The sequence below is a fragment of the Streptomyces sp. NPDC007896 genome, assembly GCF_042959425.1.
Taxonomy (GTDB): Bacteria; Actinomycetota; Actinomycetes; order Streptomycetales; family Streptomycetaceae; genus Streptomyces.
Map to the genome: position 1 here is coordinate 77450 of NZ_JBIBKX010000002.1, position 13676 is coordinate 91125.

Sequence of the window (13676 nt, forward strand, 5' to 3'; positions counted from 1 at the left end):
GTGGCCGGTGGGCCCGGGGACGATGAGGTGGGGTAACCATGAACGCGCCGTACGACGGTGACCGCGGCCAGGGCGCGGGCAACTCGGGCTACCCCGAGGGCTACCCGGACCAGGCCGCGGGCGGCACGGGCTACCCGGACCAGGGCATGGCCGACGCCGGTTACCCCGAGGGGTATCCGGAGGGGCCACCGGCCGACCCCGCCCAGCAGCCGCAGGGGCAGGGGCAGGGGCAGGGGCAGTACCAGGACATGTACTTCCAGGACGCCTACACCCAGGACCCGTACCGGGCGCAGGACCTCGCCGCCCAGGATCCGGTGACCGAGGCGCTCTACGACCGGGCGGCGCACCCCCCGCCGCCCCCGGGCTCCTACTACCCGCAGCAGCCGCTCTACGCCCAGCCGCCCACCTCGCAGTACACCCCCGACCCCCGTGTGTGGGCCCAGACGCCCCCGCCGGAGCCCGCGGGCCCTACGCGGCACCTGCCCTTCGGCGAGGACGCCCGCACGACGCAGTTCGTCGGCGTGGACGACCTCGTGACCCAGGCCGGCGAGCAGCAGCACGAGCCCGACGCCTTCGCTCACCTCTTCCGCGACCAGGGCCAGGCAGGCACCCGTACATCCGTCGCCCCGCCCGGCGTACCGTCGCCGGCCCAGGAACCGTCTCCGGCCGCCCCGCAGGCCCCCACACCCGAACCGGCGCCCGCCGCGAAGAAGTCCGGCGGACGCGCGTCGGGCCTGCTGAAGTCGAGCGCGGTGATGGCGGCGGGCACGCTGGTGTCCCGGCTCACCGGCTTCATCCGCTCCGCGCTGATCGTCTCGGCCCTGGGCATCGGCTTCCTCGGCGACTCCTTCCAGGTCGCGTACCAGCTGCCGACGATGATCTACATCCTCACCGTGGGCGGCGGCCTCAACTCGGTCTTCGTGCCGCAGCTGGTACGCGCCATGAAGGACGACGAGGACGGCGGCGAGGCCTTCGCCAACCGGCTGCTGACCCTCGTCATGGTGGCGCTCGGCGCACTCACCGCAGCCGCGGTCTTCGCCGCGCCCCTGCTGGTGCGTCTGCTGTCGGTGAAGATCGCGGACAACCCGGCAGCCAACGACGTCGCCGTCACCTTCACCCGCTACTTCCTGCCCACGATCTTCTTCATGGGCATCCACGTGGTGATGGGCCAGATCCTCAACGCCCGCGGGAAGTTCGGCGCGATGATGTGGACCCCGGTCCTGAACAACATCGTCATCATCGTGACGCTCGGCATGTTCATCTGGGTGTACGGCACCGCGGCGAACTCCGGCATGGAGGTCACGAACATCCCGCCGGACGGGCAGCGGCTCCTCGGCGTCGGCGTCCTCCTCGGCCTCGTCGTGCAGGCCCTCGCGATGATCCCGTATCTGCGCGAGACCGGATTCCGGATGCGGCTGCGCTTCGACTGGAAGGGCCACGGCCTCGGCAAGGCCGCGATGCTCGCCAAGTGGACCGTGCTCTTCGTCTTCGCCAACCAGGCGGGCGCCCTAGTCGTCACCCAGCTGGCCACCGCCGCCACCAACGACAGCAAGGTCAAGGGTGTCGGCTTCTCCGCCTACGCCAACGCCCAGCTCGTGTGGGGCCTGCCGCAGGCCATCATCACGGTCTCGTTGATGGCGGCGCTGCTTCCGCGTATCGCCCGTTCGGCCCATGAGGGAGACAGCGGAGCCGTCCGTGACGACATCTCTCAGGGACTGCGCACGACTGCCGTGGCCATCGTGCCGATCGCCTTCGGCTTCGTCGCCCTCGGCATCCCGATGTGCACCCTGATCTTTGGTTCTTCGGGCACCAGCGAAGCCACCAACATGGGCTTCATGCTCATGGCCTTCGGCCTCGGCCTGATCCCGTACTCCGTGCAGTACGTCGTCCTGCGCGCCTTCTACGCGTACGAGGACACGCGCACCCCCTTCTACAACACGGTCATCGTCGCCGCCGTCAACGCCGTGGCCTCCGCCGCGTGCTACTTCGTGCTTCCGGCCCGCTGGGCCGTGGTCGGCATGGCCGCCTCCTACGGTCTCGCCTACGCGATCGGCGTCGGTGTCGCCTGGAGCCGACTGCGCAAGCGGCTCGGCGGGGACCTGGACGGCAATCGCGTCCTGCGGACGTACGCCCGTCTCGGCATCGCCTCGGTGCCCGCGGCCCTGCTGAGCGGCGCGGCCTGCTACGGCATCGGCCACACCCTCGGACAGGGCGTCGGGGGCTCCCTGGCAGCCCTCCTCGCGGGCGGCATCGCCCTGCTCGGCGTCTTCTACGTCGCCGCGCGGAAGATGCGCATCGAAGAACTCAACTCAATGGTCGGAATGGTCCGCGGGCGCCTGGGGCGCTAAGGCGGGGGTACGCGCACAACCATCGTCCGTCGCCGTGTGTCGTGCATAGCGCCGGACTGTGGGCACAATTGGTTTCTGCGTCGGACAGCGCGCAACGAATGGGGAGGCGGGAACGACGGTGGCGGAACGGAGCACGGCTGCCGTCGACGTGGCAGACAACAGCGGCGACGAGCCGCTGACCGCCAAGGCGGACCAGTCCACGTCCGACGGGGTGGCCCAGAACCGGGAGCGGGAGACGGACAGCGAAGAGGCACAGGGGAGCGGCGGGACCGAGAGTCCCGGAAAGGCCTCACCGCCCGAACTGCACAGTGGTCACAAACTCGCCGGGCGTTACCGCCTCGAGGAGTGTGTCACCCGTCTGGACGGTTTCAGCAGTTGGCGTGCGGTGGACGAGAAACTCCGCCGCGCCGTCGGTGTGCATCTCCTGCCCGCCGACCATCCACGGGCCCGCTCTGTACTGGCGGCCGCCCGTTCCTCGGCCCTGCTGGGCGATCCCCGGTTCGTCCAGGTCCTGGACGCGGTCGAGGAGAACGACCTCGTCTATGTGGTGCACGAGTGGCTGCCGGACGCCACGGAGCTGACCGCGCTGCTGGCCTCGGGCCCGCTGGAGGTGCACGAGGCCTACCAGATGGTCAGCCAGGTCTCCCAGGCCATGGCCGCCGCGCACCGAGAGGGCCTCGCGCATCTGCGGCTGACGCCCAGCGCCGTGCTGCGCACCTCGACCGGCCAGTGGCGCATCCGTGGGCTCGCCGTGAACGCCGCGCTGCGCGGCATCAGCTCGGACATCCCACAGCGCACCGACACAGAGGCGATCGGGGCGCTCCTGTACGCCGCGCTCACCCAGCGCTGGCCCTACGACAACGACGCCTACGGTCTGTCCGGGCTGCCCAAGGGGGTCGGCCTGATCGCCCCCGACCAGGTACGCGCCGGCGTCCACCGCGGCCTGTCGGAGCTCGCCATGCGCGCGCTCGCCAACGACGGCGCGACCGCCTCCCGCCACGAGACTCCGTGCACCACGCCGGAGGAACTGGTGAAGGCGATCGCCGAGATGCCCCGCATCCGCCCGCCGGAGCCCGCGTTCACGGCCCCGCCGGAGTACCAGCGCACCTCGTACCAGCAGGGCTACGGCCGCCCCGCGCCCCACATGGGCGCCACGCAGCCCGTACCGGCCCCGCCGCCCCCGCTGCAGAGCCGCACCGGCAAGGCCCTCAAGTGGGCCGTGTCGGCCCTCCTGATCGCCGCCCTGGGCCTCGGCAGCTGGCAGCTCGCGGACGCCCTGATGGAACGCAGCAAGTCCGACGACACACAGCAGACCAAGACGCCGGACGGCAACGGCAAGGACACCGACAAGACCAAGCCGGTCAAGCCGATTGTCATCAAGGGCGCGCGGGAGTACGTCGCGAAGGGTGACGCCCAGGCGCCCGGGGACGTGGACAAGACGTACGACGGCGACAGCTCGACGTATTGGCGGAGCAAGAGCTTCGTGGACGGTCCGGAGATGAAGCCGGCCTTCAAGCCCGGCGTCGGCATCGTCTACGACCTCGGTTCGCAGCAGACCGTCACGGCGGCTTCGATAGGGCTCCGGTACCCCGGTGATCACACGACGATCACCCTCTATGGGACGGACTCGATGAGTCCCTCGACGTCGGTGGATTCGATGACGAAGATCGGGACCATCACGACGAGCGGCACCAGCGCGAAGATCACGGTCAGCAAGAAGGCGAAGACCCAGTACGTGCTGCTCTGGATCACGGCAATGCCCTACGCGTCCGGTGATCAGTACAGCGGCGCCGGCTACAAGCAAGCCATCACGGACGTGAAGTTCACCGGCTGACGTTCGTCGACGAAGGGGAGGGGGTCCGATGGCCGATGAAACCGAATACGGCGACGCAAGCGATCAGGACCTCCTCGCCCGTCACGTAGAGGGCGACCCCGAGGCCTTCGGCGAGATCGTGCGGCGCCATCGCGACCGGCTCTGGGCGGTCGCCCTGCGGACGCTGGGAGACCGCGAGGAGGCCGCTGACGCCGTCCAGGACGCGCTGGTCTCCGCCTACCGGGCCGCTCACACCTTCCGCGGCCAGTCGGCCGTCACGACCTGGCTGCACCGCATCACGGTGAACGCCTGTCTGGACCGCGCCCGCAAAGCCGCATCCAGGAAGACGTCTCCCGTCGATGACACCGAACGCCTGGAACAGCTCCTCGAACCGCACGAGTCCGCCTCCGCCCCGGCCGAGCGCAACGATCTGCACCGCGAGCTGCTGACGGCACTGAGTACGCTCCCGGCAGACCAGCGCGCCGCTCTCGTCCTGGTGGACATGCAGGGCTACCCCGTGGCGGAGGCGGCCCGTGTCCTCGATGTACCCGTCGGCACGGTGAAGAGCCGTTGCGCAAGGGGCAGAGCCAGACTGTTCCCGCTGCTCGCCCATCTCCGTGCGGACAACGGAAGCGGCGGGGGCGGCAACAAGTCGGGCGGCGGAAGGAACCGGACGCAGGGGGCATCCGTCCCACCGGCAGCGGGACCGCACGATGCAGGCCCACGCGATGCAGGACCAAGCGATTCAGCTGCTGTGAAGGGCGGAGGTGGGCGAGCGTGACATCCACGACGGATACGGCCGGGCACCCGGATGTCGCGGAGATCTCCGACCTCTCCGAGGGGCTGCTCCCGCCTTCCCGCACCGCGGACCTACGGCGACACCTCGACGAGTGCGTGCTCTGCGCCGACGTGTACGACTCCCTGGAGGAGATCCGGGGGCTGCTCGGCACTCTGCCGGGACCCACGCGCATGCCCGATGATGTGGCCGGCCGTATCGATGCCGCCCTTGCCGCGGAGGCTCTGCTGAGTGCCACGGCGCCCGACCGCGAAGCGGCCGAGGACGACCGCGCGAGTGTTTCACGTGAAACATCGGTCGCCGCTGTTTCACACACGCCAGGCGAACCGAACCCTGCTTCCCTCACGGACCGCCCCTCGGGACGTCCCCACGCTGCCACCGGTCCCGGCCGCTCGCGTCGGGGCCGCCGTGGGCGCCGCAGGGTGGTCGTTCTCGGCACGGTGTTCACGGCCGCCGCTCTCGGGCTGGGCGCCATCCTCGTGCAGTCGCTGGGCGACGGCTCCGGCAAGAGCCCCCAGACGGTGACACAGCAGGGGGCGAAGGACACTTTTTCCGAGGGGGAGCTGAAGACTCAGGTGGCGGATCTCCTCGCGAAGAACAGGAGCGCGAGCACCCCCTCCGCCAGCCCGAAGCGCCCCTGGGGAGTCCAGTCCAACGACGCGGGCAACGGGTCCGCCGGGGTCGACACCTTGATCACACCGACCGTGCAGGTCCCCGACTGCATTCAGAAAGGGACCGGAAGCAGCGCAGCGATCCTCGCGGCGCAGCAGGGCACGTACAAGGGGACGACGGTGTATCTCGTGGTAGTGCCCGACGCCTCCGACAGCACGAAGGTCACGGCGTACATCGTCGAAGCCGCGTGCGTGAAGCAGGCTTCGGCGTCCCCTGGCAAGCTCCTGCTGACGCACTCGTACGCCCGCTCCTGAGCACCTCCGCGTCGACCGGCCGCCTCCCCAGTAACCCCTGGCATCTCTGTGCGGTTCTCGTCTCCGTGTGCCCGGACACACAGGGAATGCAAGCCCCTTAGTATCCGTTGGGTGGGGTGAGAGTTCTGAGAGAGGCTCCCACCGGTAGTACGCAGCAGTCTCCAGAGACGAGGAATCAAGCCGTGAGCGACGTCCGTAACGTGATCATCATCGGATCAGGGCCTGCCGGCTACACGGCAGCGCTCTACACCGCGCGCGCGTCGCTGAAGCCGCTGGTCTTCGAAGGCGCCGTCACCGCCGGTGGTGCGCTGATGAACACCACCGAGGTGGAGAACTTCCCCGGTTTCCAGGACGGCATCATGGGCCCCGAGCTCATGGACAACATGCGCGCCCAGGCCGAGCGCTTCGGTGCCGAGCTGATCCCGGACGACGTCGTCGCCGTAGACCTGACGGGCGAGATCAAGACCGTCACGGACACCGCGGGCACCGTGCACCGCGCCAAGGCCGTCATCGTCACGACGGGCTCGCAGCACCGCAAGCTCGGTCTGCCCAACGAGGACGCTCTCTCCGGACGCGGCGTCTCGTGGTGCGCGACCTGTGACGGCTTCTTCTTCAAGGACCAGGACATCGCCGTGATCGGCGGTGGCGACACCGCGATGGAGGAAGCCACCTTCCTCTCCCGCTTCGCCAAGTCCGTGACGATCGTGCACCGCCGTGACAGCCTGCGCGCCTCCAAGGCGATGCAGGAGCGTGCCTTCGCCGACCCGAAGATCAGCTTCGTCTGGGACAGTGAGATCGCCTCGATCGAGGGCAACCCCAAGCTTGCCGGCCTGAAGCTGCGCAACCTCAAGACCGGTGAGATCTCCGACCTGGCGGTGACCGGCCTGTTCATCGCGATCGGCCACGACCCGCGCACCGAGCTCTTCAAGGGCCAGCTCGACCTGGATGAGGAGGGCTACCTCACGGTCGAGGCGCCTTCGACCCGGACGAACCTGACCGGTGTCTTCGGCGCCGGTGATGTCGTCGACCACACGTACCGCCAGGCGATCACCGCGGCCGGCACCGGCTGCTCCGCCGCCCTCGACGCCGAGCGCTACCTCGCTGCCCTCGCGGACAGCGAGACCGCCGCGGCTGCCACCGCCTGACCCCCGTCCGCCCCACCGCACCAACCAGTTAAGGAGCCCGCCGTGGCCGGCACCCTGAAGAATGTGACCGACGACTCTTTCGAGCAGGACGTCCTCAAGAGCGACAAGCCCGTCCTGGTGGACTTCTGGGCCGCCTGGTGCGGTCCGTGCCGCCAGATCGCGCCGTCCCTCGAAGCGATCGCCGCGGAGTACGGCGACCAGATCGAGGTCGTCAAGCTCAACATCGATGAGAACCCGGGTACTGCTGCCAAGTACGGCGTGATGTCCATCCCGACCCTGAACGTCTACCAGGGTGGCGAGGTCGCCAAGACCATCGTGGGTGCGAAGCCGAAGGCCGCGATCGTCCGCGACCTGGAGGACTTCATCACCGAGGGCGCCGAGAAGACCGTCTGACCGGAAGCGCCTCCGACAACGGCGGCGATGTTTCACGTGAAACACGAATGGGCCAGCCCGGAAGGGCTGGCCCATTCGCGTGACAGAGGGGTTGCGTCGGCAGGCAGCACCACGGCTACAGAGGACGAAGCGCCGGTTCCTTCTGTACCGCTCCCAGGAGGCGGTCCAGAGCCAACTCCACATCTTCCTTCCAGGAGAGCGTCGTCCGCAGCTCCAGCCTCAGGCGGGGGTACCTGGGGTGGGGGCGTACCGTCTTGAAGCCGACCGCGAGAAGATGGTCGGCGGGGAGCACACAGGCCGGTTCCTTCCACCGTGCGTCCCCGAAGGCTTCGATCGCCTTGAAGCCTCGCCGCAGCAGATCCTTGGCGACCGTCTGGACCATCACCCGGCCGAGTCCCTGTCCCTGATAGCCCGGCATGATGAAGGCGGTCATCAGCTGGACGGCGTCCGGTGAGACCGGGCTCGTGGGGAACGCCGTGGAGCGGGGTACATAGGCGGGGGGTGCGTACAGCACGAAGCCCACTGGTACGTCGTCCACGTAGACGACGCGGCCACAGGATCCCCACTCCAGCAGGACGGCGGAGATCCACGCCTCCTTCTCGAGTTCGGGCCTTCCCGCCTTTACCGCGGCTTCCCCACTGACGGGATCCAGTTCCCAGAAGACACACGCGCGACAGCGCTTGGGAAGGTCCGGAAGGTTGTCCAGCGTGAGCGGTACGAGCCGGCGCCCCATGAAGGATGTTCCTCGCTTCCTGCGCCCGCAGCGTCGCGAGCGGCTGTCAGAGCGCTTCGCTCCCTGAGCAGGCTGCCGATGAAGCCACCGACCGCCCCCAGTCCCAGGCCCGCGGTCACCAGTCCGGTACGACTCACGGTTTGCATGGCCCCCGCCTCCCCAATGAAGGTGCCGCCAGGTGGATGCGCCATACCCGATCGCATCGTATCCACGATGCGATTGCATCGATACTGCCTTAAAGCAAAGAGCAGGCCGTGTTCCGGTACACACCGGACACGGCCCGCTCTTGTGGTCGGCCGACGGGGACCGCCCCGTCGCCGGGCGGCTCAGGCCTCTGTGTCCTCGGAGTCGTCGTCCAGGAGGCTCCTCTGGAGAACTCCTCCCTCACCCGGGGCGAGAGAGCTGAGGATCCGCTCGAGGTCGTCCATCGAGGCGAACTCGACCGTGATCTTTCCCTTCTTCTGCCCCAGGTCGACCTTCACTCGGGTCTCGAAGCGGTCCGAAAGGCGGGTGGCGAGGTCGCTCAGCGCCGGGGAGAGCCGGGTGCCGGCCCGCGGTCCCTTGGAGCGCGCAGCGGTCTGGGGGCGCGATCCCATGAGGGTGACGATCTCCTCGACGGCCCGCACCGACAGTCCCTCGGCCACGATGCGGTGAGCCAGCCGGTCCTGCTCCTCCGAGTCCGCGACGGAGAGCAGGGCGCGGGCATGGCCCGCGGAGAGCACTCCGGCTGCGACACGACGCTGAACCGACGGCGAGAGCTTCAGCAGCCGCAGGGTGTTGGAGACCTGCGGACGCGAGCGGCCGATACGGTCCGCCAGCTGGTCGTGCGTGCAGTTGAAGTCCTGGAGCAGCTGGTCGTAGGCGGCCGCCTCTTCCAGCGGGTTCAGCTGGGCCCGATGCAGGTTCTCCAGCAGCGCGTCCAGGAGAAGCTTCTCGTCCTCCGTGGCCCGCACGATCGCAGGAATGGCCTCAAGCCCCGCCTCACGGCAGGCACGGAAGCGCCGTTCACCCATGATGAGCTCGTAGCGTGCCGGACCCACCTGCCGCACGACGACCGGCTGGAGAAGCCCGACCTCCTTGATGGAGGTAACCAGCTCGGCAAGAGCGTCCTCGTCGAACACCTCACGGGGCTGACGCGGGTTGGGGGTGATGTAGTCGAGGGGCAGTTCCGCGAAGTGAGCACCGACAGGCGCGGAGGGCACCTCCGGGGTTCCGATCGCCGACGACTCCTCTGTTTCATGTGAAACAGGCGGCAGTGTGGTCACCTTCGCCGCAGCCACGCCGCGCTCCGCCGTGAGCACGGGTACAGCAGCCGACGAGGCGGAGGATCCGCCTGCCGGCGAGGGAACCGTCTTCTCTGTCGGAGCCGCGGGGATCAGTGCGCCGAGGCCCCGCCCCAGCCCTCGTCGTCGCTCACTCACTGGATCCCCTCCACCATGTTCTGACTGTTCTGTACGCCCACATGGGCGTTCTGCGCGTCGTACGCCACTCCGACTCCGCGGAGGGCGATTTCTCGTGCAGCCTCAAGATACGAGAGAGCGCCGCTAGACCCTGGATCGTAGGTCAGCACCGTCTGGCCGTAGCTCGGGGCCTCGGAGATACGGACCGAGCGAGGAATGCTCGTCCGCAGCACCTCGTCACCGAAGTGGCTGCGCACCTCGTCCGCGACCTGGGACGCGAGGCGCGTCCGGCCGTCATACATGGTGAGCAGGATCGTCGAGACATGGAGGTTGGGGTTGAGATGCCCCCGCACCAGGTCGACGTTACGCAGGAGCTGGCCCAGGCCTTCCAGCGCGTAGTACTCGCACTGGATAGGAATGAGGACCTCCGCACCGGCGACCAGCGCGTTGACCGTGAGGAGGCCGAGCGACGGTGGGCAGTCGATGAGGATGTAATCCAGCGGCTGCTCGTACGCCTGAATCGCCCGCTCCAGCCGGCTCTCCCGTGCCACCAGGGACACCAGCTCGATCTCCGCACCGGCGAGATCGATCGTGGCAGGCGCACAGAAGAGGCCCTCGACATCGGGGACCGGCTGGACGACTTCGGAGAGCGGTTTACTGTCGATCAGCACGTCGTAGATGGAAGGCACTTCGGCGTGATGGTCGATACCCAGCGCGGTGGAGGCGTTGCCCTGAGGGTCGAGGTCGATCACCAGGACACGGCCGCCATGCAGGGCAAGCGAGGCGGCAAGGTTGACCGTGGTCGTGGTCTTGCCCACCCCACCCTTCTGGTTGGCGACCACCATGACGCGGGTCTGTTCTGGCCGTGGCAGGCCCTCACCGGCGCGCCCCAGCGCCTCCACCGCCAGTTGGGCAGCACGACCAATAGGGGTGTCGTCCATTGGGGGCGGTGTTTCACGTGAAACATCCTCCCCCATCGACTCGGTACGGGGACCGGGGACCGGATCGGTCATCGGTCCCGCGATGTTGGCGTCGGACCGCAAGGATTCACTCTCCTCGACTTCAGGCTCGCAATGAACAGAGCCTCCCATGCCTTCGGGGTCGTGAACCAGCGAGGCCCGTTCTTCTGTGGAGAAATCCACCTCTGTGGACAACTCCGCACCCTTCGCGAGTGAACCGAGAGGCTTCCGGTCGCGGGGTTCGGCCGCGGCCCGGCCGCGACTGATGATGCCGTGCAGCAGTGAGCGACGTTTCACGTGAAACACGATGCCTAGCGGGCAGGGCCATCACGGCGCGACACTCCGAGATGCGTAGGTTTGGCAGCTTGTGTGGAGTACGGCTCGTCGTCAGGACGGATCAGTCAGAGTGACAAAGAACTCCCGGCTCCGCCCTGCGGAACCGGGAGTCCACGATCCATTTCGCGCTCATGATCAGCGCCGTCGGCGCGTCCGCCCCGTCCGGGCCGCCTTCGCCCTCTTCGCGGCGAAGCGCACGCCGCCTGGGCTCTCGCCGACCTCCACCCGCACCACGGTCGACAGCGGGTCCACAATGCCCTCGCCGACGTGCAGGATGGACGTCTCCACGGCGCCAAGCTTGCTGAGGGCCGTCGCGGCGCTCTTCAGCTCCTCCTCAGCAGTGTCGCCCTTGAGAGCCAGCATCTCGCCGTACGGGCGGAGAAGGGGGATGCCCCACGTCGCCAGCCGGTCCAGTGGAGCGACAGCCCGGGCCGTCACCACGTGGACAGCCGGCAGCTTGCCCATGACCTCTTCGGCGCGGCCACGCACGACGGTCACATGGTGGAGGCCGAGGAGCTCGACGACCTCGGTGAGAAAGGTGGTCCGCCGCAGCAGCGGTTCCAGCAGAGTGATCTTGATGTCTTCCCGGACCAGGGCCAGCGGGATGCCGGGCAGCCCCGCGCCGGAGCCGACGTCGCACACGGTCACGCCCTCGGGCACGACCTCGGAGAGCACCGCGCAGTTCAGCAGGTGCCGCTCCCACAGTCGGGGCACCTCGCGGGGACCGATCAGCCCTCGCTGCACCCCCGCCTCGGCCAACAGCTCCGCGTACCGGACCGCGTCTGCGAAGCGATCGCCGAATACCTCGCGTGCCTGCTCGGGCGCAGGGGGAAGCTCCGCTGCCTCCGTCACGGGGACCGTCCTTCCGTACCGCATAAGCGCGCTGAGCGCTGACCACCAGGGCTATCAGGGATTACCAGGAACTACGAGGGACTACGAGGGACTATCAGGCTGACAAAGTTCGGCCCCGCCTGCTCAACAGACGGGGCCGAAGGAACCTTCGTACTGATCAGGCGGGAAGCACGACGACGAAGCGCTGCGGCTCCTCGCCCTCGGACTCACTGCGCAGACCCGCGGCCTTGACCGCGTCGTGGACGACCTTGCGCTCGAAGGGCGTCATCGGCTTCATCTTCACCGGCTCGCCGGAGCTCTTCACCTCGGCCGCGGCCTTGGCGCCCAGCTCGGAGAGCTCCTCGCGCTTCTTGGCCCGGTAGCCCGCGATGTCCAGCATCAGCCGGCTGCGGTCCCCGGTCTCCCGGTGAACGGCCAGGCGCGTGAGCTCCTGGAGGGCCTCGAGCACCTCGCCGTCGCGACCGACCAGCTTCTGCAGGTCACGGCTGCCGGCGTCGCTGATGATCGAGACAGCGGCGCGGTCGGCCTCGACGTCCATGTCGATGTCGCCGTCGAGATCGGCGATGTCCAGCAGACCCTCGAGGTAGTCCGCCGCGATCTCGCCTTCCTGCTCAAGGCGGGTCAGGGTGTCGCCCTCAGCGGCGGCGGAGGTGGTGCCTTCCGTCACGGGATGGACTCCTTCTTACTTCTTGGACGGGGACTTGGGCCGCTGCGGACCCTTGCGCTGTCCGGACTGGGCTTTGCTGCGGGTACCGGTGCCGGGCTTGTTGCCGCCGCCTGCCGGTTTGGGGGCGGGCTTGGCGTCCTGCGGCTCGTCGGACTTGGTCAGCGAGGTCTTCGGCTCGGGCTCACCTGCCGCCTTCGCCCCTCCGGCCGCCGTGCCCGACTGGCGCTGGGACTTGGACTGGCGCTTCGGCTGCTGACGCTTGGGAGCGCCGCCGGTGGTGGTCGTGGTGCCGTCCTCGGCCTCGACAGCCGCCTCGGCCTGCCCCTTCACCACGGTGCCGTCGGCCTGGGCCACCAGGCCCACCTTGGTCAGGCTGTTGATGAACTTGCGCTCGAACTCGTTGCGGTCACGGCCCTTGGAGACGATCGCCTTGACGATGGCCTTCTCGCCACGGCTGCGCGTCTTCTCGTGGTGCGTGACGTGCTTCTGCAGGCGCTCGAGGTACGCGGCCTGAGCCTTGGAACCCGGGGTCGGGTTGTTGCGGATGACGTACATCTGCTGGCCCATGGTCCACACGTTGGTGGTCAACCAGTAGACGAGGACACCGACCGGGAAGTTGATGCCGAAGACGGCGAACATGACCGGGAAGACGTACATCAGCATCTTCTGCTGCTGCATGAAGGGCGTCTTCACCGTGGTGTCGACGTTCTTCGTCATCAGCTGGCGCTGCGTGTAGAACTGCGACGCCGACATCATCACGATCATGATCGCGGTGACGACCCGGACATCGGTCAGCGAGGCACCGAGGGCCTCGACCTTGGCCTGTCCGTCCGTGAACTTCGCGGCCAACGGGGCGCCGAAGATGTGCGCCTTACGAGCGCTGGCCAGCAGCGATTCGTTGATGACGCCGATCGTCGAGCCGGTCGCGATGCCGTTGAGCACGTGGTACAGAGCAAAGAAGAACGGCGACTGCGCCAGGATGGGAAGGCACGAGGAGAGCGGGTTGGTACCCGACTCCTTGTACAGCTTCATCATCTCTTCGGACTGGCGCTGCTTGTCGTTCTTGTAGCGCTCCTGGATCTTCTTCATCTCGGGCTGCAGCGTCTGCATGGCCCGAGTGGCCTTGATCTGCTTCACGAAGAGCGGGATCAGGCAGATACGGATCAGGATCACCAGGGACACGATGGACAGGCCCCAGGCCCAGCCCGTATCGGGACCGAAGATCTTCCCGTACACAGAGTGGAACTGGACGATGACCCAGGAAACGGGTGTCGTGATGAAGCTGAAAAGACTGGCAATCGTGTCCAC

Annotated in this window: 12 protein-coding genes; 6 read left to right on the forward strand and 6 right to left on the reverse strand. The window is 68.1% G+C overall.

The features are described from left to right. The first annotated feature begins 38 nt into the window (after positions 1-38). The 6 genes from murJ to trxA all read left to right on the forward strand — a co-directional run bounded on the left by murJ (position 39) and on the right by trxA (position 7421). Complete coding sequence (gene murJ, locus ACFZDJ_RS07970; RefSeq protein ID WP_391057001.1) at positions 39-2348, forward strand: murein biosynthesis integral membrane protein MurJ; 2310 nt, start codon at positions 39-41, stop codon at positions 2346-2348. 118 nt (positions 2349-2466) lie between these two features. Then, positions 2467-4182 carry a protein kinase family protein gene (locus ACFZDJ_RS07975; protein ID WP_390932662.1) on the forward strand — a complete coding sequence of 572 codons (1716 nt, stop codon included), beginning with the start codon at positions 2467-2469 and terminating at the stop codon, positions 4180-4182. Positions 4183-4210: 28 nt separating this feature from the next. Then, positions 4211-4942 (forward strand): RNA polymerase sigma factor SigM, encoded by a 732-nt coding sequence (sigM, locus tag ACFZDJ_RS07980; RefSeq protein WP_391057003.1) that lies wholly within the window; start codon positions 4211-4213, stop codon positions 4940-4942. Further along, positions 4939-5883 carry a hypothetical protein gene (locus ACFZDJ_RS07985; protein ID WP_168509647.1) on the forward strand — a complete coding sequence of 315 codons (945 nt, stop codon included), beginning with the start codon at positions 4939-4941 and terminating at the stop codon, positions 5881-5883. The genes sigM and ACFZDJ_RS07985 overlap by 4 nt, the downstream gene beginning before the upstream one ends. A gap of 182 nt (positions 5884-6065) precedes the next feature. Beyond that, the gene (gene trxB / locus ACFZDJ_RS07990; RefSeq protein WP_391057006.1) at positions 6066-7028 is read left to right on the forward strand and encodes a thioredoxin-disulfide reductase; all 963 of its coding nucleotides are present in this window, start codon (positions 6066-6068) and stop codon (positions 7026-7028) included. Positions 7029-7070: 42 nt separating this feature from the next. Beyond that, complete coding sequence (gene trxA, locus ACFZDJ_RS07995) at positions 7071-7421, forward strand: thioredoxin (RefSeq protein ID WP_054236436.1); 351 nt, start codon at positions 7071-7073, stop codon at positions 7419-7421. A gap of 115 nt (positions 7422-7536) precedes the next feature. On the opposite strand, the gene ACFZDJ_RS08000 is transcribed toward trxA, so the two are convergent. The 6 genes from ACFZDJ_RS08000 to yidC form a co-directional block, all read right to left on the reverse strand. Then, positions 7537-8154, reverse strand: a complete 618-nt coding sequence (locus tag ACFZDJ_RS08000) for a GNAT family N-acetyltransferase (RefSeq protein ID WP_054236435.1) — start codon at positions 8152-8154, stop codon at positions 7537-7539. 326 nt (positions 8155-8480) lie between these two features. Further along, positions 8481-9575, reverse strand: coding sequence for a ParB/RepB/Spo0J family partition protein (locus ACFZDJ_RS08005; RefSeq protein WP_385381063.1), 1095 nt, complete (start codon positions 9573-9575; stop codon positions 8481-8483). After that, a complete protein-coding gene (locus tag ACFZDJ_RS08010) occupies positions 9572-10645 on the reverse strand; it encodes a ParA family protein (protein WP_075031515.1) in 1074 nt (357 codons plus the stop codon). Before ACFZDJ_RS08010 ends, ACFZDJ_RS08005 begins: the two co-directional genes overlap by 4 nt. 339 nt (positions 10646-10984) lie before the next feature. Beyond that, positions 10985-11701, reverse strand: coding sequence for a 16S rRNA (guanine(527)-N(7))-methyltransferase RsmG (gene rsmG, locus ACFZDJ_RS08015; RefSeq protein ID WP_390932668.1), 717 nt, complete (start codon positions 11699-11701; stop codon positions 10985-10987). A 157-nt stretch (positions 11702-11858) separates the two neighbouring features. Beyond that, a complete protein-coding gene (locus ACFZDJ_RS08020; RefSeq protein WP_067376675.1) occupies positions 11859-12368 on the reverse strand; it encodes a R3H domain-containing nucleic acid-binding protein in 510 nt (169 codons plus the stop codon). 15 nt (positions 12369-12383) lie between these two features. Next, positions 12384-13676 carry a membrane protein insertase YidC gene (gene yidC / locus ACFZDJ_RS08025; RefSeq protein ID WP_391057009.1) on the reverse strand — a complete coding sequence of 431 codons (1293 nt, stop codon included), beginning with the start codon at positions 13674-13676 and terminating at the stop codon, positions 12384-12386.